This is a genomic window from Streptomyces sp. NPDC091412, from assembly GCF_044756885.1.
Lineage (GTDB): Bacteria > Actinomycetota > Actinomycetes > Streptomycetales > Streptomycetaceae > Streptomyces.
The window spans coordinates 124,182-146,083 of sequence record NZ_JBIVTV010000009.1 but is presented as its reverse complement, the minus strand read 5'-3'; the positions used below and the strand labels follow the sequence as shown (position 1 = coordinate 146,083).

The following is a 21,902-nucleotide window of genomic DNA, read 5'->3' as shown; positions in this document are numbered from 1 at the left end:
GGTGGGGATGAATCGTGGGGGTGCGGATGTTGAATGGCGTTGCACCATCAGTCAGGGAATGCGACGAGAGGACGGCCGGCATGGCTCTTGAGGGCGAGTACGAGCCCAGCCCGACCCAGTGGGTGCGGGAGCAGGTGGAGCTGTACGAGAGCTCCGGCGGCACCAAGGGGACGACGCTGCTGGACACGGGACTTCCCGTGATCCTGCTGACCACCGTGGGCGCTCGGAGCGGCAGGATCCGCAAGACACCGTTGATGCGCGTGGAACACGAGGGGCAGTACGCCGTGGTGGCCTCCCAGGGCGGTGCGCCCCAGCACCCGTTCTGGTACTTCAACCTCAAGGCCGACCCCCGCGTCGAGCTCCAGGACGGTCCGGCCAAGCAGGACATGACGGCCCATGAGGTGACCGGTGGGGAGAAGGCGCGATGGTGGGAACGGGCCGTGGCCGCGTTCCCCCCGTACGCCGAGTACCAGGAGAAGACCTCGCGGGAGATCCCGGTCTTCGTGCTGGAACCGGCCGCCGGGAACTGAGCCGCGCGAGAAAGTCCGGCCGGGAGGCATGAGCCCGTCCCGTCCGGGCATGCGTCTGTCAGGCCCCGCCGCGCTCCCCCGTCGCGGCGGGGCCCCTTCGTGCCCGCTCGCTCCCCGGCCACCGCGGCCCACGCCGTGCCGCCGGCGGATTTCGGGGAACGTGTTCACCAGGACATCCGTCGAGCAGGGAGGACACATGAGCGGCGGGGGCGAGGGCAACAACGCCTACGGCCACAAGGCCTTCAAGCGGTCCAAGAGCCACTTCGCGGACCGGATCACCGCCGACGGGCGGGACGGCTGGCCGGTGGAGGCCGGACGTTACCGGCTGGTCGTCAGCCGTGCCTGCCCGTGGGCGAGCAGGTCACTGGTCTCCCGGCGGCTGCTGGGACTGGAGGACGCCCTGTCGCTGGCCGTCGTGGATCCGATCCAGGACGACCGGAGCTGGCGCTTCACACTCGACGCCGACGGCCGGGATCCCGTACTCGGGATCCGTTTCCTCAGCGAGGCCTACGACCGGCGGGAGACCGGCTACCCCGGTGGGGTGAGCGTGCCCGCGGTCGTCGACGTGCCCAGCGGCGAGCTGGTCACCAACGACTTCCAGCAGATCACGCTCGACCTCGCCACCGAATGGAGCGCGCTGCACCGGCCCGGCGCGCCGGACCTGTACCCGCGGGCGCGGCGCGACGAGATCGACACGGTGATGGCGGAGGTGTACGAGGACGTCAACAACGGTGTGTACCGGGCGGGCTTCGCCTCGAACCAGGAGGAGTACGAGGCCGCCTGCTCGGGCGTGTTCCGGCGGCTGGAGCTGCTGGCGTCCCGCCTGGCCGGGCAGCGCTACCTCGTGGGCGACACGATCACCGAGGCGGACATCCGGCTGTTCACCACGCTGGTCCGGTTCGACGCCGTCTACCACGGCCACTTCAAGTGCAATCTGTGGAAGCTCGCCGAGAACCCCGTGCTGTGGGCGTACAGCCGGGACCTGTACCAGACCCCCGGTTTCGGGGACACGGTCGACTTCGACCACATCAAGCGGCACTACTACCAGGTGCACACGGGCCTCAACCCGACTCGGATCGTGCCGCTCGGGCCGGACCTGTCCGGATGGCTGAGTCCGCATCACCGCGAGGAGCTCGGCGGGCGCCCGTTCGGCGACGGGACCCCTCCGGGTCCCGTACGGCCCGGCGAGGAGGTTCCGCCGCGAGGCCGGCCCTGACGGCCCCGGCGCCCGCCCCGGCGACCGCACCGGCGACCCCCGTACCCGCAGAGGAGACACCGATGGCCAAGAAGAAGCACAAGATCCCGCTCGCCTACCAGCCCGTCGGCTTCGCGCTGGGCTGGGTCGGCGGCACGCTGGCGGGCTTGGCGTTCCGCGCGACGTGGAAGGCCATCCGTCACGAGGAGGAGGTCCCCGAGGCGCTCGACGAGGACCGCCGCTGGGGCGAGATCCTGCTCGCCGCGGCCGTCCAGGGCGCCATCTTCGCCGTCGTGCGCAGTGCCGTCGACCGGGCGGGCGCCACCGCCGTCGAGCGCTCGCTCGGCGTCTGGCCCGCCAAGGTCAGGGACGACCACGACTGACCCACGCCGCCGTGGAAGCCCGGTGACCGCACCCGCGGGGGCGGTGGCCGGCGGGGGCGGCCGGCCACACCGCCGCCTGCCTCGGTCAGCCCTGTTCGGGGCCGGCGTGGGGGACGCGGCGGAGGGTGAAGGTGTGACCGGCCGGGTCGGAACAGCCACGTTCCTCGTACGGGCCGGGGGCGTCCTTGGCTTCGACGGGGCGGCCGCCGAGTTCGACGACTCGGCGCTCGGCCGCGTCCAGGTCCTCCACCAGGAAGTCCAGGTGCGCCTGGAGCGAGTTCTCGGGGCGGGGCCAGCTCGGCGGGGTCGCGTTCGCGTCGCGGCGGAAGGCGAGCCGCAGTCCGTCGGCGGCCCTGATCTGCACCAGGTTCGCGGTCACGTCCGTCTCCCGCGCCTGGAGCAACTCCTTGTAGAACATGGCGAGTTTCTCGGGCTCGGCACAGTCGAGCACCACGACGCCCGCGTTCACCAGTGACATGTCTCCTCCGTAGGGTCCGGCGGCGGGACGTGGCTGCCCCTCCACCTCTTCCTCCCGGATGTCCCGGCCCCGCGGATTCAGGCACGCGCCGCGGACGAACCCCGGCGGAACCGGCCACCCGTCAGGCGGTGGCAGCACAAGGAGAGCCCGGACCCGCGGGACGCGCCGCCGGATGAGCGGGCGGGCGCGGGCAGGCTCGTCCACCATGAACCGCATGGAGACGATGCGCGCGATCGGTCAGGACGTCCTCGGCGGTCCCGAGGTGCTGCGGGAAATCGAACTGGAGCGGCCCGTGCCCAGACCCAACGAGGTGCTGGTGCGGGTGCGGGCCGCCGGGGTGAACCCCACGGACTGGAAACACCGGGCCAACGGCGGCTTCCTCGGCGAACCGCCGTTCGTGCTGGGCTGGGACGTCTCCGGGGTGGTCGAGGCGACGGGCATCGGAGCCTCCCTCTTCCGGCCCGGGGACGAGGTCTTCGGCATGCTGCCGTACCCGTTCGGCCACGGCTCGCACGCCGAGTACGTGACCGCTCCGGCCCGGGCCTTCGCGCCGAAGCCGGACGCGATCGACCACACCGGGGCGGGCGCGCTGCCGCTGGTGTCGCTGACCGCGTGGCAGGCGCTGGTGGAGCGGGCGGATCTCCAAGCGGGACAGCGGGTGTTGATCCACGCGGCGGCCGGCGGAGTCGGCCATGTGGCCGTGCAGATCGCCAAGGCGCGCGGCGCGTACGTCTTCGGCACCGCCGGCGCGGGCAAGCACGACTTCCTGCGCGGCATCGGTGTGGACGAGCCGGTCGACTACCGCTCGACCGACTTCACCGAGGCGGTACGGGACGTCGACGTCGTGCTCGACACCATCGGCGGCGACACCTCGCTCCGTTCGCTGCGGGTGCTGCGCCCGGGCGGCCTCCTGGTGTCGATCCTGCCGGTCGGCTCCGACGAGCTCTACCACGAGGCCGAGCGGCTCGGCGTCCGGGCGGTCCGGATGCTCGTCGACGCCGACCACCACGGCATGAAGTCGATCGCGCAGCTCGTCGAACAGGGCAGGCTGCGCGCCACGATCGCCGGTACCTTCCGGCCGGCCGAGGCCGCCAGGGCGCACGAGCTCGGCGAAACCGGCCGCACCACGGGCAAGCTGGTCCTGCTGATGGACTGACGCCCGGTGACCGGGCACACGGTCCGGCGATCCCCCCGGTCACACGGAGCCGGACGCGGCCCCGTGCTGTTCCAGCGCCGCCTCCAGCGTCGGCTGCGGGGGTAGCAGCCGGGACAGCCCGGTGACCTTCAGGATGCGCAGGGTCAGCGGGTGTGTGCACACCAGGTGCAGCTCTCCGCCGTGGTCGAGGACCCGGCCGCGGGCCCGGTACAGCAGGCGCAGCCCTGAGCAGTCGAAGAAGTCCACCCGGCTCAGGTCGATCACGACCCGGGCCCCGGGCCGTGCGGTGGCCCGGTCGATGTGGGGGGCGATCTGTGCCTCCGCGGCGATGTCGATCTCGCCGCGGAACTCCAGCACGGTGTGCCCGCGGTCCCGATGGACGCGCAGATGCCGGGTGAACGGCGGCGCAGGATCCTGCTGCACGACGGCATTCCCCTCCAACCGGCTCCAAGTACGACGGGCCCGGAGATCACAGCATCCCCCGACCCTTGGGGCCCAACACCCCTACTTGCTCAGCAAGTTACCCTCGTAGGAGTGAATTCCAGCATGTTCGGTTGACATATGTCTCCGAATTGCAGCCGACTACGGCTACTCGGTGGGCGGTGCGTCGAACAGGGCGCTGACCGACTCGCCGTTGTGGATGCGGCGTACGGCCTCCGCGAGGGCCGGGGCGATGGACAGGATCCGCAGCTTGTCCTTGTGGGCCCGGTGCTCCTCGTCCCCCACCGGCACCGGCACGGTGTTGGTGCACACGATCTCCAGGACGTCGCTCTGCTCGGTCAGCCGTTTGAGGGCACCCGCCGCGAACAGGCCGTGGGTGCAGGCGACGCGGATGGAGCGGGGCCCCAACTCTCGTAACCGGTGGAGCAGTTCGAGCACCGTACTGCCCTTGGCGATCTCGTCGTCCAGCACGATGACGTCCCGCCCGGCCACATCGCCGATGACGGAGCTGATAGTCACCCGGTCGTCGGCGTAGCGCTGCTTGGCCCCGGCGGCCACCCGGGCCCCGATCATCCGGGCGAACGCGGCCGCCTCCTTGGCGTTGCCCAGGTCCGGGGAGACCACGGTGGTGCGGGACAGGTCGTACTGCCGGAAGTGTTCGGCGAGTTCACGCAGCGCGTGCAGATGGTCGACCGGCACCGAGAAGAAGCCGTGCACCTGCGGGGCGTGCAGCGTCATCGCCAGCACACGGCTCGCGCCGGCCGCGACCAGCAGATCGGCCACCAGCCGGCCGCCCAGCGAGATACGCGGCGCGTCCTTCTTGTCCGAGCGGGCGTAGGAGTAGTGCGGCATCACGACGGTGATCCGCCCGGCGGAGGCGCCGCGGGCCGCGTCGCACATCAGCAGCAGCTCCACGAGATGCTCCTGCACCGGCTTGACCAGCGGCTGGATGAGGAAGACGTCCCGCTCCCGGCAGTTCGCCCGGAGCTGCACCTCCAGGCAGTCGTTGGCGAACCGGCTGACCCGCGCCGGGCTGAGGGGCACACCCAGATGGGCGCAGACCTCCGCCGCCAGGTCGGGGTGGGCGCTGCCGCTGAACACCGCGATGTCTCGCACGATCCGCTCCTCGCTGATCATTTCCGGCTCCCGGCTCATGCTACTGATCGCCCGCTGACGGGCCGCGGTACGCCGCCGCCGGGGCCAGACGGGCCCCACGGCGCTTCACCGCCCTGCGCCCGGCCAACTCGTCTGTCTGGCCACGGATTTGGCGGGCATTCTCAGGAGGGAGGAAGGAGAACCGTGGGATGACGACTCCCCCCGAGCGAGCCACCCGGCGCATGCCCGGCTGGGCGAAGGCGGTGAGTGCCGTCGTGGTGGTGCCGGCGCTGCTGTTCGCCGGTGTCGCGCTGGCCGTGCTGCCCGGCATCAAGGACCTGTTCGGCACCGAGACGCACGACCGCTCGGGCCCCGCGCTCCTGAAGTCGATCCAGGACCTCAGCCGTTACGACGCCGCCTCCGGCAACTTCCAGGTCGTCGTGGACCTGGAGAAGGACAGCAAGTACCTGCCCGACGCCATCCGCGGCACCCGCACCCTCTACGTCGGGGCCGGCACCGTGGACGCCTACGTGGACCTCGGCCGGCTCGGCGACAAGGACGTGACGGTCGACGGCGACCGCACCTCGGCCACGCTGCGGCTGCCGCACGCACGGCTCGGCCGCCCGGCCCTGGACGCGGACCACTCCTACGCCGTCTCCAAGAAGCGCGGTCTGCTCGACCGTCTGGGCGACCTGTTCTCCGACAACCCCAACAGCGAACAGGCCGTACAGCGGCTCGCGGTCAAGCACATCGCCGACGCGGCGAAGGACAGCGGCCTGACGGCCCGGGCCGAGGCCAACACCACCGGGATGCTCGAAGGCCTGCTCACGTCACTCGGCTTCAAGGAGGTGCACGTCACGTACGGGCCCTGAGCAGGCCCCCGCCGACCTCCGCGACGCCGGCCCCACGCAGGGCAGGGCAGGGCATCCTTGACCGGTTCGCGGGTAACCGGCCTACAAGGCAAGGCAGTTGACGATCTGGAGGACCGGCATGGCCCGTGTGGCGATCAGTCCGCGTACCGTTTTCCGCCCGCGCAAGGGCCGGTCCGGGACCGGCGGGCGGCGGGCCGAAGGGGTCCGCCGACCGCTGGCCTGGCCGCTACGGCTGCTGGCGATGCTGTGCGCCTTCGCCTTCATGGTGGCGTTCGCGGTCGTCCTGGCGCAGCTGACGCTGGAGCCGTCGCCCGCGTCGGCTTCCATCGCGCACAGCAATCTGCGTCCGGGCAGCTCGCTTCGGGCCTACCTGGAAGGGGCGGGGACGCGGGAGGCGGTCAAGCAGATCGGCGGGAACGTGCTGCTCGGTGTGCCGTTCGGCGTGCTGGTGCCGGTCGTCGCGCCGGGGGCGCGCAAAGTCCTGCCGGTGCTGCTGCTGACCGCGACGGTGATGCTGCTCGTGGAGTTCGCGCAGGGCGCCCTGATCACCGGGCGGGCCTTCGACATCGACGATGTCATCCTCAACACCTCGGGCGCGCTGCTGGGTTGGGTACTCCTGGGCCGACGCATGGGCCGGGCCGTGCACGCGCGCAAGCCGCGTGAGTGATGGCCGGAATTGGTCCGTACCACATATTGACGGCCCCTTATCTCACTCCTTGAATCAAGGGCGACACATTCACCCCCCACAACGGATCGGCGGCCCGGGCCCGGGCCGCCGCACGGAAGGGAGAGCCGTGGCCCGTCCACGCCTGCTCCGCAGATGTCTGTTCGCCGCCCTGTCCGCCGTCCTGGTCGGCTCCGCCGCCGTCGGCCCGGCGCGGGCCGACTCCCCGAAGGCGGCCGCCCCCACGGCGGCCACCCCGAAGGCGGCCGCCGCCGTCACGTTCTCCGACACCTTCGACGGCCCCGCCGGCGCGGCCGTCGACTCCTCCAAGTGGCAGATCGAGACCGGCGACAACGTCAACAACCACGAACGGCAGTACTACACGTCGGGCAACAAGAACGCGGCCCTGGACGGCCAGGGCCATCTGGTGATCACCGCCCGGCGCGAGAACCCCTCCAACTACCAGTGCTGGTACGGCACCTGCCAGTACACCTCGGCCCGGCTGAACACCTCCGGGAAGTTCACCGCGCAGTACGGGCACGTCGAGGCCCGGATGAAGATCCCGCGGGGGCAGGGCATGTGGCCCGCGTTCTGGATGCTCGGCACGCCGGTCAACTGGCCGGACTCCGGTGAGATCGACATCATGGAGAACGTCGGTTTCGAGCCGTCCACCGTCCACGGCACGATCCACGGCCCCGGCTACTCCGGCTCGGGCGGCATCGGCGCGGGCTACTCGCTGCCGAACGGACAGAACTTCGCGGACGCCTTCCACACCCTCGCCGTCGACTGGGCGCCGGACTCGATCACCTGGTCCGTGGACGGCAACGTCTACCAGCGGCGCACGCCGGCCGACCTGGGCGGCAGGACGTGGGTGTTCAACAAGCCGTTCTTCCTGATCCTGAACCTGGCCGTGGGCGGCTACTGGCCGGGCGACCCGGACGGCTCCACCTCCTTCCCGCAGCAGCTCGTGGTCGACTCGGTATCGGTGACCACGAGCGACACGTCCGGCGGCGGCGCGATCCGCGGGCTGGCCGGCAAGTGCGTGGACGTGGCCGGGGCGAACTCCGCCAACGGCACCCCGGTGCAGCTCTACGACTGCAACGGCACCGCCGCCCAGCAGTGGACGGTCGCCTCGGACGGCACCCTGCGCGCACTCGGCAAGTGCCTGGACGTCACGGACCGCGGCACCGCGGACGGCTCCACCGTCCAGTTGTGGGACTGCGGCGGCGGCGCGAACCAGAAGTGGGTGGTCTCCTCGGCGCACGACATCGTCAACCCGCAGGCGAACAAGTGTCTGGACGTCACCGGAAACAACTCCGCCAACGGCACCCGGCTCCAGATCTGGACCTGTACGGGCGGCGCCAACCAGAAGTGGACGGTGGGCTGAGCCGGTGGACCGGTGCTGAGGGCTGGGGCCTCTCGTTTGGATCATGCCGGGCTCGCGGGCCCTGGCACCGCTCCCCCAAGCTCTTCGAGCAGGGGGTACCCCCAGCCGCGTTGTCGTCGGTTGGCAGCACCAGACCCCGCTCCCTGATCCGGCCTGATCCAAACGAAAGACCTAGTGCACGGTCCAGGTGAACTTGTCGCCGCCGACCCAGCGGACCACGTCCGGATCGTCGAGGTCGTGGACGCTGATGCCGAAGGCGGCGGCGGCTTCCAGGACGTCGATGACGGTCTTCGCCTCGCCGACCACCTCACCGTCGATCTCCACGATACGGAAGGGCGGACTGCCCGGCTGCACGGCGAGCACCAGGATCCGCGGCCGGGAGATGTGCAGGGCAGCTTCGGTCATGCCATCCAGCCTAGAACGCCGACCGCGGCGACGGGTTTCCGGCGCCGCCGGGCCCGGGGTTCCGCACCGCCGCGGCGTCCGCCCCGACGGGCCGGCCCGGAAGCATCCGGGCCGGCCCGTCGGGTGCCTTCCGGTGCCGTGTGGTGCGGTCCCGGTGGCGCCGGGGAACCCTGGGGGTGGAGGTGGCGATGAACCCTGTCGAGGCACTGGACCGGATCGCCTTCCTGCTGGAGCGGTCGCTGGCGCCGACCTACCGTGTGCGCGCCTTCCGCACCGCCGCCCGGGTGCTGTCGGGGCTGCCCGAGCGCGAGGTGGCCGAGCGCGCCACGGCCGGGACGCTCCAGTCGCTCCAGGGCGTCGGCCCGAAGACCGCCCAGGTGGTGCGGGAGGCACTGGCCGGGCAGGTGCCCGGCTATCTGCGGAAGCTGGAGGACGAGGCCGACGAACCGCTCGTCGCGGGCGGCGAACGGCTGCGGGCGCTGCTGCGCGGCGACTGCCATCTGCACTCCGACTGGTCCGACGGCGGTAGCCCGATCGAGGAGATGGGCCGGACCGCGGCACGCCTCGGGCACGAGTGGGCGGTGCTCACGGACCACTCGCCGCGGCTGAGGGTGGCCCGCGGGCTGTCCGCCGAGCGGCTGCGCGAGCAGCTGGAGGTGGTCGCGGAGCTGAACCGGACATGGGCGCCCTTCCGGCTGCTGACCGGCATCGAGTGCGACATCCTCGACGACGGCTCGCTCGACCAGGAGCCGGAGCTGCTGGAACGGCTGGACGTCGTGGTGGTGTCGGTGCACTCCAGACTGCGGATGGACGCCCGGTCGATGACCCGCCGCATGGTGGCCGCCGTGCGCGATCCGCACTCCGACGTCCTCGGCCACTGCACCGGACGGCTGCTGACCGGGCGGGGCCGGCCGGAGTCCGAGTTCGACGCGGACGCGGTGTTCGCCGCGTGCGCCGAGACCGGCACGGCCGTGGAGATCAACAGCCGCCCGGAGCGGCTGGACCCGCCGCGGCGGCTGCTGCGCCGGGCCGTGGACGCCGGCGTGTTGTTCTCCGTCGACACCGACGCCCACGCGCCCGGCCAGCTGGACTGGCAGATCCACGGGTGCGCGCGGGCCGAGGAGTGCGGGGTGCCCCCGGAGCGCGTGGTGACCACGTGGACCGGGGAGCAGCTGCTGGACTGGGCCCGCGAGCGCCGGACGCCGTGAGGCGTGCCGCCCGCGCGTCCCTCGGTGCTCGTCCGTGCGGTCGACGCCCGCGCGGGTCCGCGTCGACCGGCCGTGACCGGGTACTCGGTGGGCCGCACTGTCAGCCGCCGCCGAGAGGAGCCGAGGGTGAGCAGCGCTTCGGGCAGCCGGGTCGTCGTCACGGGCGCGACCGGCAATGTCGGCACGAGTGTCGTACGAGTCCTCGCCGAGGATCCGGAGATCGGATCCATACGGGGGCTGGCCCGCAGGATCCCGCAGTGGTCGCCGCCGAAGACGCAGTGGTCGGCGGTGGACGTGTCCTTCGAGCAGTCCGGGCTGGCCGGGGAGTTCGCGGGCGCCGACGCCGTGATCCATCTGGCCTGGGCCTTCCAGCCCACGCACGATCCGGCGGCCACGTGGCGCACCAACGTGCTGGGGAGCATCCGGGTCTTCGACGCGGTGGCCGCCGCGCGGGTGCCGGTCCTGGTGCACGCCTCGTCGGTCGGCGCGTACTCACCGGGGCCGAAGGACCACGCGGTGGACGAGTCGTGGCCGACCCACGGCTGGCCGGACGCCGCGTACTGCCGGGAGAAGGCGTATCTGGAACGGGCCCTGGACATCTTCGAGCGGGACCACCCGGACGTGCGGGTGGTCCGGATGCGGCCGGCCTTCCTGTTCAAGCGGGAGTCGGCGAGCGAGCAGCGCCGGATCCTCGGCGGCCGGTTCCTGCCGGGGCAGCTGGCCCGGCCCGAGCTGATGCCGTTCCTGCCGGACGTCCCGGGCCTGCGGGTGCAGGCGCTGCACACGGACGACGCCGCCCGGGCCTACCGGCTGGCGCTCGCGCACGAGGTGCGGGGAGCGTTCAATCTGGCCGCCGAGCCGCCGCTCGACGCGCAGGTGCTGGGCGAGCTGCTCGGCTCCCGGCCCGTCCGGCTGCCGCGCACCGCCGCCCGCTCGGCGATCGCCGCCGCGTGGGGACTGCGCCTGCTGCCCGCCTCCCCCCAGCTGTTCGACGCGGTCCTCCACCTCCCCCTGATGGACTGCACCCGGGCCCACACCGAACTGGGCTGGCGCCCGGAACGTACGGCGACGGAGGTCCTCCAGGAGTTCCTCCAGGGGGTGCAGCGGGGCGAGGGTGCGGACACGGAGCCGCTGCGGGGCCGCAAGGTCGGGTGAACCGGGACCGGATCGGCAGGCGCAGGGGCAGGGGTCCCCGAGGGGAGCCGGGCCACGGCCCCGGAGGTGTCAGCCGTGTGCCCGCAGCGCCCGCATCTGTTCCTCCAGCGGACCGAGCCCGACGTCCCGGCGGCGCTCGTCGAGGGTCTGCGGGCGGCGCACGGGGTACGGGCACAGGGTGACGGGGTTGATCCGCGTGCCGTAGAACTGCGGCTCGCCCAGTTCCACGGCGCAGTGGTCGGCGATGTAGGCCAGGTGCACCGCGGGGCAGCGGCCGTCCGCGGTGGCCTGGGCGATCAGATCCCGGCACCGCAGCCGGAAGCCCAGGTCCGGGGCGTGCAGCAGGATCATCAGGGCGGCCGTCGAGGCGGCACCGCCCACGGCCTCGACGGTCGGCCAGCCGTGCAGGCGCACGATCGCCGCGAGCGCCTCGGCGTTGTCCCGGCGGCACCGGGCCACACTCCGTCGCCGCTCCGCCGTGGGCGCGGCCCCCGCCTCCCGCGTCGACTCCCGGTCCGCGTCGGCCCTGCGCACCAGCTCGGCCGCCACCGGGGAGGCGGCCTCCCCGGACAGCGGCACCGCGTCCTGCCCCACGGCCGGTACCGCTCCCCGCCCCTCGGCCAGTGCCGTTCCCCGCCCGGCGAGCGGCACCGCGTCCCTCTCGACCGTCGGCACCGCCGCCTCGGCCGGTCCCGTCACCGATCCGCCCGGGACCGCGAGGTCTCCGCCCGAGACGTCCGGTCCGCGGCATGTCGTGGGCGTGCCCACGGGATGGTCCGGAGAGGCCGTCATGGAGCCGTGCCCCCGCGGCGGCGCAGCGTGAACCACACTCTCTTGCCGGGGCGGCCGGGTTCGGGCGGCGCCATTCCCCAGTCGTCCGCCAGCGCGGCGACGATGGCGAGTCCGCGTCCCGACTCCGCGTCCGCGTCCGCCGGTCGCGGTCGGGGCAGCACCGGCGAGGAGTCCGCCACCGTCACGCGGAGGGTGTGCGGGCTCCACTCGACGGTCACGGTGACCGTGTCGTCGGGGCCGGTGCGCGCGTGCTTGACCGCGTTGGCGAACAGTTCGTCCGCGGCGAGCACCGCGCCGTCGCGCTGGTCGGCCGACAGCGGCAGCCGGGCGAACTGCTCGGTGACCAGTCGCCGTACGGCCGCCGCCCAGGAGGGGTCGGCGGGGACGGTGGAGCGGACGCGGAAGGGCTCGTCCGCGGCGGGGCCGGCCGGCCGGTGCCGGGTGTCCGCCGGTGCGGGCGGCGGCCCGGGGCGCCAAGCGCCGGATGCCGTCATCGGTCCTCCTTCGGACGCGGCGGCGCGGCGCCCCGGGTCAGGACCGCCGCCCTCGTCCGCGTGCGGGCGGGGCCGGGGTCCGGGCTCCTCGACTGTCCGTCGGTCACGATGGCCATCCAGGTCTCGCGTCGCGTTCCCGTGCGGGCCGGGTTCGCATCTGGCGGAACGTCAGTTTCCTTGCTGAAAAGCGCAGTTGGCCGGTGCGACGGCCCGCTGTGCGACAGCTCCTCCTGTCACTATGGTCTCGGACACACTCGGCCCGCAACCTGCGTTCTGATAATTTCAGAACGTTCACCAACAGCCTGTCTGTGTCCTCGACGCCGTGCCACACTGCACGCGAAGTCGGCCGTTCGGGAGGTAGGACGTGAGGGAGAACCGCTCAGGCGGGAGCGCGCCCACCGTCCTGCGGATGGTCCTCGGCAAGCGGCTGCGGCACCTGCGGCAGCGGGCCGGGGTCTCCTTCGAGGACGCGGCACGGGCCATCGAGGTCACGCCGCTGACGGTCCGCCGGATAGAGAAGGCCGAGGTCGGCCTGCGCATCCCGTACGTCAAGGAGTTGTTGCGCACCTACGGCGTCCCCGCGGCGGAGATCGACGACTTCGTCACCCTGGCCCGGGAGGCCAACCGGCCGGGCTGGTGGTACAAGTACCGCGACGTGCTGCCGGAGTGGTTCAAGGCGTACGTGAGCCTGGAGAGCGAGGCCAGCGTCATCCGCCTCTACGAACCTCATTACGTGCCGGGCCTGTTGCAGACCCGCGACTACGCCACCGCGCTCATGCGGGTCGGCTTCCCCAACGAGTCGAAGGAGGAGATCGCCCGTCGCGTGGCCCTGCGCCTGAGACGCCAGGACCTGCTCGCCAAGCCGGACGGCCCGGCCATGTGGGCCATCGTGGACGAGACGGTGCTGCGCCGCCCCGTCGGCGGCCCCAGGGTGATGCGGGCCCAGCTGGACCGGCTCGTCGAGGTGCTCCGGATGCCGAAGGTCAGTATCCAGGTCATGCCCTACTCGGTGGGGGCCCACCCGGGCGCCTTCGGCCCCTTCCACCACTTCCGCTTCGGCTTCTCCGAACTGCCCGACGTCGTCTACACCGAGAACCTCGCGGGCTCGGTGTACTACGACCGGCCGGAGGACGTCGTGACCTATCTCGAAGTTCTGGACCGGATGTCCGTGCAGGCGGAACCGGTCGCACGGACCAGGGACATCCTGGGCGAACTGCGTAAGGAGTTGTGATCCATGGCATCCAACGCCCCCCTCCACAGCGGCATACCGGCCGGTGACCTGGGCACCGAGGGCTGGCACAAACCCTGGAGCGGCACCAACGGCGGCTCCTGCGTCGAGGCCAAGCGCCTGCCCGACGGCAGGGTCGCCCTCCGCCAGTCCACCGACCCCGAGGGGCCCGCGCTGCTCTACAGCCGGGACGAGATGATCGCGTTCCTCCGGGGCGTCAAGGCGGGCCAGGCGGACTTCCTGGTGGACTGAGCCCGAACCGGACCCGGAAGAAAACCGGAACAGCCCCGGCCGGCCCCGCAGCGCGCGGGACCGGCCGGCTCCGCGTCGGGGTTCGCGGCATGGGCCCGACCGCATCGGTCCGGGGACGGGGGCGGGGCGGCCCCCTCCTCGACATCATCCTGAACTCGGGCCACGCATACGGATGTTGACGCTAAGTTGAAGACAGACACCGACCGCCGCACGCACGGCAGGAGACCCCCCATGGCAGACGGCGAGCTCACCCCGGACCAGGACGCGCTGTCCAAGATCGACACCACGGTGCCGCACTCGGCCCGCATCTGGAACTACTGGATGGGCGGCAAGGACAACTACGAGGTCGACCGGATCGCGGGCGACGCCTACCGCGAGCACGCGCCGACCATCGAGACCATGGCCCGCGCCTCCCGCCAGTACCTGGTCCGCGCCGTGACCTACGTGGCCGGCGACCTCGGCATCCGCCAGTTCCTCGACATCGGCACCGGACTGCCGACCTACGACAACACCCACCAGGTCGCCCAGCGCATCGCCCCCGAGTCGCGCATCGTCTACGTCGACAACGACCCGCTGGTGCTGCGTCACGCCCAGGCCCTGCTCACCAGCACCCCCGAGGGTGTGACCGAGTACATCGACGCGGACCTGCACGACCCCGAGGCGATCGTCGAGCGAGCGGGCAAGATCCTCGACTTCGACCAGCCGGTGGCCCTGATGCTGATGGGCATCCTCGGCCACGTCCAGGACTACGAGGAGGCGAAGTCGATCGTCCGCCGCCTCCAGGCCGCGCTGCCCTCCGGCAGCTGCTTCGTGCACTACGACAGCACCGACACCGACCAGGCGCTCAAGGAGGCCCAGCAGGGCTACGACGACACCGGCGCCGTCCCGTACGTGCTGCGCAGCCCGGAGCAACTGGCCGCCTACTACGAGGGCCTCGACCTGGTCGAGCCCGGCATCGTCTCCTGCCCGCTGTGGCGTCCCGAGCCGGGCACCGTGCCCGAGCCCACGGACATCCACGGCGGCGTGGCCCGCAAGCCCTGACACCCGGGCGGCGGAACTCGCGGGCCACGCCCCGGACTACGGCGCCGTGCGCAGGAAGTCCGCCAGCGCCTCCAGGAGCCGGTCGACGTCCTCGTCGTCGTTGTACGGGGCCAGTCCGATCCGCAGCCCGCCGGTGTCGCCCAGGCCGAGCCGGCGGGAGGCCTCCAGGGCGTAGAACGCGCCCGACGGAGCCGCGACGGCGCGTTCGGCCAGGTGGCGGTAGGCGTCGACGGTGCTGCGGCCCTCCATGGTCAGCAGCAGGGTCGGGGTGCGCTCGGCCGCGCGCGAGTGCACGGTGATCTCCGGGAGGCGGGACAGCTCCTCCTCGACCCGGCGGCGCAGTGCGTCCTCGTGCCGTTCGAGCGAGCCGAAGGAGGCGAGGAGCCGTTCCCGCCGGGTGCCGCGCGCCCGCGGGTCCATCCCGGCGAGGAAGTCCACGGCGGCCCGGGTCCCGGCCAGCAGTTCGTAGGGCAGGGTGCCGAGTTCGAAGCGCTCGGGCACCGCGTCGGACGAGGGCAGCAGCTTGTCCGGGCGCAGCGTCTCCAGCAGGTCCGGGCGGCTCGCCACGACGCCGAGGTGCGGGCCGAGGAACTTGTACGGGGAGCAGGCGAAGAAGTCCGCGCCCAGGGCGGCGAGGTCGACCGGGGCGTGGGCGGTGTGGTGCACGCCGTCGACGTAGAGCAGGGCGCCGCGCTCGTGGGCCAGGGCGGCGATCGCGGGCAGGTCCGGGCGGGTGCCGATCAGGTTGGAGGCGGCGGTGACCGCGACCAGCCGGGTGCGGTCGGACAGCTGGTCCGCGATGTGCCGCGCGGTCAGTTCGCCGGTGGCCGGGTCGAAGTCCGCCCAGCGCACGACGGCTCCCACGGCCTCGGCGGCCTGGACCCAGGGCCGGATGTTGGCGTCGTGGTCGAGCCGGGTGACGACGACCTCGTCGCCCGGCGCCCACGTCCGGGCCAGCGTGCGCGAGAAGTCGTACGTCAGCTGGGTCGCGCTGCGCCCGAAAACGACTCCGGACGGCTCCGCGCCCAGGAGGTCCGCCATGGCTTCCCGGGCGGTGGCGACGCAGTCCTCGGCGTTGCGCTCGCCCGCCGTCGTCAGGCCCCGGTTGGACAGCGGACCGGCGAGCGCGTCGGCGACGGCGTCGATGACCGGCTGCGGTGTCTGGCTGCCGCCCGGCCCGTCGAAATGGGCCCACCCGGCCTTCAGCGCGGGGAACTGCGCGCGGACACCGGCGATGTCATGCGTCACGGACGACTCCTTCGAACGCTCCTGGTGCGGGATGCGTCCCCATGATCCATCGCCCCGCGCCGCGAGGACAGCCCCCTACGTTCTGCGTTCCTCCAGGGCCGTCTGCCAGGCGGGGACCGGGTCCTTGGGGGCCGGGTCGGCACGGCGGCCGCCGCGGGTGAAGAAGTCGGCGAGGGGGAGGATCGCGGCGCCGACGGTGACCGCGTCCGGGCCGAGCCTGCCCAGGTCGATGGTGACCCGCTCGGCGGGGTGGCGCAGGGCGTACGCGGTCGCGTGGCGGCGTACCGCGGGCAGGAAGCGGGGGCCGAGCTGGAGCCCGGCCCAGCCGCCGATGAGAATGCGCTCGGGCTGGAAGAGGTTGATCAGGTCGGACAGGCCGGCGCCCAGGTATTCGGCGGTCTCCTCCAGCACGGCGAGCGCCACGGGGTCGGCGGCGGTGCCCTCGGGCGGGTAGGCGGCGGCCAACAGGGCGGTCAGCGCGGTCTCCTCGTCGGTGCCCCGCGGTGGCCGGCCGCCCTCCTCGCGCCAGCGGGCCAGCAGGGATTCCGCGCCGGCGTACGCCTCCAGGCAGCCCAGGGCGCCGCAGCGGCAGCGGCGCCCCCGTACGCGTACCGTCAGATGCCCCCACTCCACGGCCCGGCCGCGCTCGACCTCGGGGGTGACCAGGCAGGCGCCCACGCCGGAGCCGAAGAGCACCACGACCGCGTTGCCCGCACCGCGGCCGGCGCCGAACCACATCTCCGCCTGGCCCAGGGTCTTGGCGCCGTTGTCGATGAAGTACGGAACGCCGTCCGGGAGCCGGGAGCCGGCGCGGAGCAGGGACTCCAGGGGCACCGCGTCCCAGCCGATGGTCTGCCCGTGCACGACGGCACCGCGGTCGGGGGTGGGCTCGACGATGCCGGGGACGCCGATCCCGACCCCGAGGAGGCGCTCCGGGGGCAGGCCGGCCGCGGTCAGGACCTCGGCGATCCCGTCCCGGATGTGCCCGGTGATCACGTCGACGTCGTAGCCCAGTGACTCCAGTGGCCGTTCCGTGCGCGCCAGTTCGGTGAGGGTGAGGTCGAACAGCTCGACGCGGACCCGGGTCTCGCCGACGTCCACGCCGATCATGTGGCCGCTGCCCGGCGCGACGCGCAGCAGGGTGCGCGGGCGTCCCCCGTCGGAGTCGACGCTGCCGGCCTCCTCGACGAGGCCGTCGGCGACCAGGTCCGCGACGACGTTGCTGACCGAGCCGGAACTCAGGCCGGTCGCGGGGCCGAGTTCGAAGCGGCTGAGAGGGCCGTCGAAGTACAGCCGTTGCAGTACGGCCGAACGGTTGCCCCTTCTGAGATCGCGCACCGTGCGCCCGTTCCGCCCCGCCATGTGGCTCCCTCCCGAACCGTGCCCGGGCTGCAACATACCGCTGCGGGCCGTCTGGGCGCGACTTCTGCGATCCCTTAGTCCACGCAATAAATTAAGAGGTGACGGCAAGGCGGCCGATCTCCTCGAGCGCGGCGGACAGTTCGGGGGTGACATGATCGCGCGTCCAGCGTTCGTGCGCGTGCCCCAGGGCACGCGGAATCGTCTCGGTGAGCATGATCAGGTAGAGGTAGCTGCGGTACAGGGCGAGCCGCAGGCGGGCCGTCCGCCCGAACCCGGCCCGGCCGCCGGCCGCGCGGTAGCCCGCGAGGAACGCCCGGTCCTCGCGGATGTCCCCGAGCAGCGCGAGCGAGACGAAGTCGGCCGCCGGATCGCCCCAGAACATGCGCTCGCCGTCGATCAGGCCCCCGATGCGGACGCCGCCCTCCGAGCGGTCGACCAGGATGTTGCCCGGCCACAGGTCGAAGTGGACGAGGCGGGGTACGGCGACCCCGTCCAGGGCGCCGTAAGCGGCCGCGGCCGTGCGGGCGATCTCGCCGACGGGCCGGGGCAGCCGGGCGCCGTAGCCGCGGGCGTCTTCGAGGGCGGCGGCGTACATCGCGGTGAAGGCGGTGCGCCAGTCCGGGGCGAGCGGGCCGAGCGCGCCTGAGGGGTAGCCGAAGCCGGGACCGGTCACCTGGTGCAGCCGGGCCACCTGGCCGCCCAGCCGGGTGCGCAGGTCCGCCGCTTCGGCGCCCGTCACCGACGCGTCCCACGGCTCGCCGGGGCAGGCCGTCATCAGCAGATGACGCCGGCCCGCCTCCTCGCCGACCGCGACCACGCGCGGCGCCGGCACTCCGGCCCGCCCGGCCCCGCGGCAGAACTCGGCCTCGCCGACGAGGAGGTCCCTCTCGTAGCGCAGACCGGGCACGGTCGGGGCGGGCGGAACCTTCAGCACGTACCGGGTGCCGTCCGCCAGGCACAGCTCCTCGACGGTGTTGTACGTGCCGCCGCCCAGCGCACGGAGCCGGGCGAGCCGGCCGGGCGGGACACCCGCGGCCCGCAGCACGCGCCGGGCCCGCCCCCACGACCGCGTCGGCGGTGTCGCCAGGTCACCGAAATCCATTGGACCCCCCTATCGGATCCTGCTTACCCTAGCCGCAAAACTAATACCCTTAGGCAATTTCTCCCACCCCCCCCCGGAGGCCCACCATGAGATCACTGTCCGAGCGGGACGTCCGCGACTCGTTCGTCAACTGCTCCAAGGGCGAGGCCAAGCGCCTGTCGCTGCCCCGCGACCTCGGTGACCGCCCCTGGGACGATCTGGACTTCCTGGGCTGGCGCGATCCGGGAGCGCCCGATCGCAGTTATCTGGTCACCGAGCGGGAGGGCCGGCTCATGGGCATCGCCCTGCGCTTCCCCGCCTCGCGGCGCGGCTTCCTGCACCGCAGCATGTGCTCGCTGTGCCTGACCACCCACCGCGGGGGCGGAGTCTCCCTGATGACCGCCCGCAAGGCCGGAACGGCGGGCCGCGAGGGCAACTCGGTCGGCGTATACATGTGCACCGACCTCGCCTGCTCGCTCTATGTGCGCGGAAAGAAGGTCCCGGACTCCGGCCCGCGCTTCGAGGAGAGCCTCACGCTGGAGCAGCAGATCGCCCGCACCACGGCCAATCTGGGGGCCTTCCTCGACAAGCTGTACGCCTGACCGCACGGCCGGTCACGTTCGACCTCTGCGCGATCGGGGAACAGCGCAAGGGATGCGGAAGGTACGTGACTGGACTTCGCCCCTGGTCCGGCTGGCGAAACGGCACCGGGACCCCGTGGTCGTCCAGGCGCTGCGCTCCACGACCGCGGCGACGATCGCGTATGTGATCGCGTTGCGGCTGAGTCCGGAGCCCGCGCCGCTGACCGCGCCGCTGACGGCGCTGCTCGTCGTCCAGGTGACCCTCTACTCCACGCTGACCACCGGCATCCGCCGGGTGAACTCGGTGGTGGCCGGAGTGCTCGTGGCCATCGCCTTCTCCCTGCTGGTGGGGCTGACCTGGTGGAGTCTCGCACTGGTGATCCTGGCGGCGCTGGCGGTCGGGCACCTGGTGCGGGTGGACGAGTTCGTGCCCGAGGTGGCGATCAGCGCCATGCTGGTCCTCGGCGTCACCGCCGTGGGCAGTACCGCCTCGGCGCGGGTCGAGGAGACCCTGATCGGCGCGGTGGTCGGCCTCGGCTGCAATCTGCTGCTCGCTCCCCCGGTGTGGACCGAACAGGCCGGTGCGTCGATCGAGGGCCTGGCCCGCCGCGTGCGGCAGCTGATGCTGCGGCTGGGCGAGGAGGCGGCCGGGCATCCGCCCGTGGAGCGCGCCGCGGAGCGGCTGCACGAGGCGCGCCGCCTGGACCACGACATCTCCGAGGTGGACGCCTCCCTCAGGCAGGCCGAGGACAGCCTGCGGCTCAATCCGCGGGTACGCGAGGGCCTGCTGCACCGGGTGGTGCTGCGCACGGGGCTGGACACGCTGGAGATCTGCACGGTCGTGCTGCGGGTGCTGGCCCGCACCTTCACCGACCTGACGAAGCGGCGGGCCCCCGAGCCGATGTTCTCGCCGCAGGCCGGAGCCCTGGTGCAGGAGCTGCTGTGCGAGATCGCCGACGCGGTGGTCAGCTTCGCGGTGCTGGTCACCACGGACGTCAGCGTGAGCGCGGAGGAGGCCGAGTCCCGGCTGGCCGCCCAGCTGCGCCAGACCTCCGCCACCCGCGACAAGGCGGCACGGCTGCTCCTGGAGGAGGCGCAGCGGGACACGGGCCAGTGGCAGCTGTACGGCGCGGTGCTCACCGAGGTCGACCGCATCATCGACGAGATGGACACCGAGCACCGCTCCCGCCGGCTCCTGGAGGAGCTGGACCGGTACACCCGCGCCCAGCGCGAGCGCGCCCCGCGGCTGACCCGGCTCGGGGACCGGCTGGGCGCCCCGGTCCGGCAGCGGCGGAACCGTGAGGGCGTCGCGCGGCGTTCTGTGCGTGAGGGGCGCGGTCCTACGACGGCGCGGTCCTGTGAGGGAGGGGAACAGGCATGACCGACTCGAAGGTGCGGATCGACGGGAACACGCTGCGGCTGCCGGGCGGTGTGGCGGTGCGGTTCGTGCGCACCCTGCGGCTGCCGGAGAAGGGTACGCATCCGCTGCCGCCGGGGCTGGGCGAGTTCCCGGTCCGGCGGGTGGCCGACTACGCGGACTCGGTGCCCGAGGAGTGGCGGGCGCGCGGCGGCGTGATGCTGCCGGTGTATCTGCGCGAGGCCATGTGGCTGAGCTTCGCGGGCACGACCGAGCCGGCCGCCCTCCAGGTCGGCGTGGGCAAGGTGTGCGCGGTGTCGGGCCGGCCCTGGAGCGACCGGCTGTCCCGCGACCCGCAGAACTACGTGGTGCTGCCCCGCCAGCCCTGGCTGGACGGCATCAACTCCGGCAAGGGCACCGTGCGCCAGTTCGTCGCCGTGCCGCTGGGCCTGGGGGCGAGCGTCGAGGGCCAGGTCACGGGCGAGGAGGTGTGGGGCGGCGTGCAGTTGCAGTCGTTCCCGCTGAACGACGCCGAACTGACCCGGTGGCACGAGGAGGAGCGGCGGCGGCTGCGGCGGGAGGCGGCCCTGTCGGCCCAGATCTGCGGTGCCGCCCCCATGGCGGCTGCCGCGGCGCCCGCGCCCGGCGCCGCGCCGGCCGCCCCGCGCCGGGCCGCGCCCGCGATGGGGCTCGGTGTCGGCGGCTCCATGCGTCAGGAGGTGTACCGGGACGACCGGCCGCCGGGCGCCTGGTCCGAGCGGCCCGCGGGGCGGGTGTTCGTGCACCTGGTGACGCCTCCGCAGTGGCGCCGCATCACCGGCGAGGCTCCCCCGCCCTCGCCCGTGGACCGCGCCGCGTACACGAGCGCCGGACTGCCCTGGTTCGACTACTACGACCAGGACGCCGAGGACCTCTCCCCCACCGACGCCCTGTCGGAGGTGCGGCCGGCCGGTGACTGGCTCGGCGACGACCACGAGCCGTGGCAGGAACCGTCGCCGCGGCAGGTGCGGCCCCTGAAGGACGCTCCGGGCAGGCCGGTGGAGGACGGGGACTGGTAGGCGCACCGGGCTGCGCCTCGCGGATCCGGGACGCGTGGGTGCAGGCGGTCCGCGCGTCCACCCGGACCCGGCCCGGCCGTCGTGGCCCCGCACAGGGCGCCGGCCGCGGCCACCTGGGCTCCGTGGCCCGTGGCCCGTGGCTCCGTGACTCCGTGGCTCCGTGACTCCGTGACTCCGTGACTCCGTGACTCCGTGGCTCCGTGGCTCCGTGGCTCCGTGGCTCCGTGGCTCCGTGGCTCCGGCCGAGGCATGCCGGCGGTGCGCGCGGTCCACGATCTGGGGGGACCGGTTGCGGGGCGCGGTCGTGGGCGACCTGCGCGGCGGCAGTCACGAGGCGCCGCCACCCGGCCGCGACGTCCTGCCGCGGTTGCGTGGGAGCGGTGGCGCGCGTCAAGGTGGCAGTCACGACCGGGGCAGCCGACGACCTGAGGTGCGGGCA

At 72.9% G+C, this 21,902-nt stretch carries 24 protein-coding genes; 15 read left to right on the top strand and 9 right to left on the bottom strand.

Annotated features, from left to right (window positions below; translation table 11 throughout):
• The first annotated feature begins 80 nt into the window (after positions 1 to 80).
• From ACIQMV_RS22745 to ACIQMV_RS22735, 3 genes are all read left to right on the top strand, one after another.
• Positions 81 to 530, top strand: coding sequence for a nitroreductase family deazaflavin-dependent oxidoreductase (locus tag ACIQMV_RS22745; RefSeq protein WP_402595051.1), 450 nt, complete (start codon positions 81 to 83; stop codon positions 528 to 530).
• A 196-nt stretch (positions 531 to 726) separates the two neighbouring features.
• Positions 727 to 1,746, top strand: a complete 1,020-nt coding sequence (locus tag ACIQMV_RS22740; RefSeq protein ID WP_401777227.1) for a glutathione S-transferase family protein — start codon at positions 727 to 729, stop codon at positions 1,744 to 1,746.
• 62 nt (positions 1,747 to 1,808) lie between these two features.
• Complete coding sequence (locus ACIQMV_RS22735) at positions 1,809 to 2,108, top strand: DUF4235 domain-containing protein (protein ID WP_141355504.1); 300 nt, start codon at positions 1,809 to 1,811, stop codon at positions 2,106 to 2,108.
• 85 nt (positions 2,109 to 2,193) lie between these two features.
• On the opposite strand, the gene ACIQMV_RS22730 is transcribed toward ACIQMV_RS22735, so the two are convergent.
• The gene (locus ACIQMV_RS22730; RefSeq protein WP_402595048.1) at positions 2,194 to 2,586 is read right to left on the bottom strand and encodes a VOC family protein; all 393 of its coding nucleotides are present in this window, start codon (positions 2,584 to 2,586) and stop codon (positions 2,194 to 2,196) included.
• 205 nt (positions 2,587 to 2,791) lie between these two features.
• Between ACIQMV_RS22730 and ACIQMV_RS22725 the strand changes: the two genes are divergently transcribed.
• On the top strand, positions 2,792 to 3,742 hold the full coding sequence (locus ACIQMV_RS22725; RefSeq protein WP_402595046.1) for an NADP-dependent oxidoreductase: 951 nt from the start codon (positions 2,792 to 2,794) through the stop codon (positions 3,740 to 3,742).
• A gap of 39 nt (positions 3,743 to 3,781) precedes the next feature.
• On the opposite strand, the gene ACIQMV_RS22720 is transcribed toward ACIQMV_RS22725, so the two are convergent.
• Positions 3,782 to 4,165, bottom strand: coding sequence for an anti-sigma factor antagonist (locus ACIQMV_RS22720; protein ID WP_141355510.1), 384 nt, complete (start codon positions 4,163 to 4,165; stop codon positions 3,782 to 3,784).
• 165 nt (positions 4,166 to 4,330) lie between these two features.
• Positions 4,331 to 5,299, bottom strand: a complete 969-nt coding sequence (locus ACIQMV_RS22715; protein ID WP_402595208.1) for a ribose-phosphate diphosphokinase — start codon at positions 5,297 to 5,299, stop codon at positions 4,331 to 4,333.
• A gap of 188 nt (positions 5,300 to 5,487) precedes the next feature.
• Between ACIQMV_RS22715 and ACIQMV_RS22710 the strand changes: the two genes are divergently transcribed.
• The 3 genes from ACIQMV_RS22710 to ACIQMV_RS22700 all read left to right on the top strand — a co-directional run bounded on the left by ACIQMV_RS22710 (position 5,488) and on the right by ACIQMV_RS22700 (position 8,201).
• The gene (locus tag ACIQMV_RS22710) at positions 5,488 to 6,150 is read left to right on the top strand and encodes a DUF4230 domain-containing protein (RefSeq protein WP_402595045.1); all 663 of its coding nucleotides are present in this window, start codon (positions 5,488 to 5,490) and stop codon (positions 6,148 to 6,150) included.
• Between the two features lie 118 nt (positions 6,151 to 6,268).
• Complete coding sequence (locus tag ACIQMV_RS22705) at positions 6,269 to 6,817, top strand: VanZ family protein (RefSeq protein ID WP_402595043.1); 549 nt, start codon at positions 6,269 to 6,271, stop codon at positions 6,815 to 6,817.
• 127 nt (positions 6,818 to 6,944) lie between these two features.
• Positions 6,945 to 8,201, top strand: coding sequence for a ricin-type beta-trefoil lectin domain protein (locus ACIQMV_RS22700; protein WP_402595041.1), 1,257 nt, complete (start codon positions 6,945 to 6,947; stop codon positions 8,199 to 8,201).
• A 171-nt stretch (positions 8,202 to 8,372) separates the two neighbouring features.
• Here the strand turns inward: ACIQMV_RS22700 and ACIQMV_RS22695 are convergent, their stop codons facing one another.
• A complete protein-coding gene (locus tag ACIQMV_RS22695) occupies positions 8,373 to 8,606 on the bottom strand; it encodes a hypothetical protein (RefSeq protein WP_402595039.1) in 234 nt (77 codons plus the stop codon).
• A 188-nt stretch (positions 8,607 to 8,794) separates the two neighbouring features.
• Here ACIQMV_RS22695 and ACIQMV_RS22690 point away from each other — a divergent pair, with 188 nt between their 5' ends.
• The gene (locus ACIQMV_RS22690; protein ID WP_402595037.1) at positions 8,795 to 9,814 is read left to right on the top strand and encodes a PHP domain-containing protein; all 1,020 of its coding nucleotides are present in this window, start codon (positions 8,795 to 8,797) and stop codon (positions 9,812 to 9,814) included.
• A 126-nt stretch (positions 9,815 to 9,940) separates the two neighbouring features.
• Entirely contained in the window at positions 9,941 to 10,969 is a 1,029-nt protein-coding gene (locus tag ACIQMV_RS22685; protein WP_402595035.1) for an SDR family oxidoreductase, read from the top strand.
• A gap of 69 nt (positions 10,970 to 11,038) precedes the next feature.
• Here the strand turns inward: ACIQMV_RS22685 and ACIQMV_RS22680 are convergent, their stop codons facing one another.
• Positions 11,039 to 11,761, bottom strand: coding sequence for a DUF6624 domain-containing protein (locus ACIQMV_RS22680; protein ID WP_402595034.1), 723 nt, complete (start codon positions 11,759 to 11,761; stop codon positions 11,039 to 11,041).
• A complete protein-coding gene (locus ACIQMV_RS22675) occupies positions 11,758 to 12,255 on the bottom strand; it encodes an ATP-binding protein (protein WP_141355523.1) in 498 nt (165 codons plus the stop codon). Before ACIQMV_RS22675 ends, ACIQMV_RS22680 begins: the two co-directional genes overlap by 4 nt.
• Before the next feature lie 409 nt (positions 12,256 to 12,664).
• Here ACIQMV_RS22675 and ACIQMV_RS22670 point away from each other — a divergent pair, with 409 nt between their 5' ends.
• The 3 genes from ACIQMV_RS22670 (at position 12,665) to ACIQMV_RS22660 (ending at position 14,776) form a co-directional block, all read left to right on the top strand.
• Positions 12,665 to 13,486 (top strand): helix-turn-helix domain-containing protein, encoded by an 822-nt coding sequence (locus tag ACIQMV_RS22670; RefSeq protein WP_402595206.1) that lies wholly within the window; start codon positions 12,665 to 12,667, stop codon positions 13,484 to 13,486.
• Positions 13,487 to 13,489: 3 nt separating this feature from the next.
• Positions 13,490 to 13,735, top strand: a complete 246-nt coding sequence (locus ACIQMV_RS22665; protein WP_141355525.1) for a DUF397 domain-containing protein — start codon at positions 13,490 to 13,492, stop codon at positions 13,733 to 13,735.
• Between the two features lie 231 nt (positions 13,736 to 13,966).
• Positions 13,967 to 14,776, top strand: coding sequence for an SAM-dependent methyltransferase (locus ACIQMV_RS22660; protein ID WP_402595032.1), 810 nt, complete (start codon positions 13,967 to 13,969; stop codon positions 14,774 to 14,776).
• A 36-nt stretch (positions 14,777 to 14,812) separates the two neighbouring features.
• Here the strand turns inward: ACIQMV_RS22660 and ACIQMV_RS22655 are convergent, their stop codons facing one another.
• From ACIQMV_RS22655 to ACIQMV_RS22645, 3 genes are all read right to left on the bottom strand, one after another.
• Positions 14,813 to 16,024, bottom strand: a complete 1,212-nt coding sequence (locus ACIQMV_RS22655; protein WP_402595030.1) for a cysteine desulfurase-like protein — start codon at positions 16,022 to 16,024, stop codon at positions 14,813 to 14,815.
• Positions 16,025 to 16,099: 75 nt separating this feature from the next.
• Positions 16,100 to 17,386: an ROK family protein gene (locus tag ACIQMV_RS22650; protein ID WP_402595029.1), complete on the bottom strand. Its 1,287-nt coding sequence runs from the start codon at positions 17,384 to 17,386 to the stop codon at positions 16,100 to 16,102.
• Between the two features lie 91 nt (positions 17,387 to 17,477).
• Positions 17,478 to 18,488, bottom strand: a complete 1,011-nt coding sequence (locus ACIQMV_RS22645; RefSeq protein WP_402595027.1) for a phosphotransferase family protein — start codon at positions 18,486 to 18,488, stop codon at positions 17,478 to 17,480.
• Positions 18,489 to 18,574: 86 nt separating this feature from the next.
• On the opposite strand from ACIQMV_RS22645, the gene ACIQMV_RS22640 reads away from it, so the two are divergent.
• Genes ACIQMV_RS22640 through ACIQMV_RS22630 form a run of 3 tightly spaced genes read left to right on the top strand, consistent with a single transcriptional unit; the run spans position 18,575 to position 21,463 of the window.
• Positions 18,575 to 19,069: an FBP domain-containing protein gene (locus ACIQMV_RS22640; RefSeq protein WP_402595025.1), complete on the top strand. Its 495-nt coding sequence runs from the start codon at positions 18,575 to 18,577 to the stop codon at positions 19,067 to 19,069.
• Between the two features lie 52 nt (positions 19,070 to 19,121).
• Complete coding sequence (locus tag ACIQMV_RS22635) at positions 19,122 to 20,429, top strand: aromatic acid exporter family protein (RefSeq protein ID WP_402595024.1); 1,308 nt, start codon at positions 19,122 to 19,124, stop codon at positions 20,427 to 20,429.
• Positions 20,426 to 21,463: a hypothetical protein gene (locus ACIQMV_RS22630; protein ID WP_402595022.1), complete on the top strand. Its 1,038-nt coding sequence runs from the start codon at positions 20,426 to 20,428 to the stop codon at positions 21,461 to 21,463. The genes ACIQMV_RS22635 and ACIQMV_RS22630 overlap by 4 nt, the downstream gene beginning before the upstream one ends.
• The last annotated feature ends 439 nt before the right edge of the window (positions 21,464 to 21,902 follow it).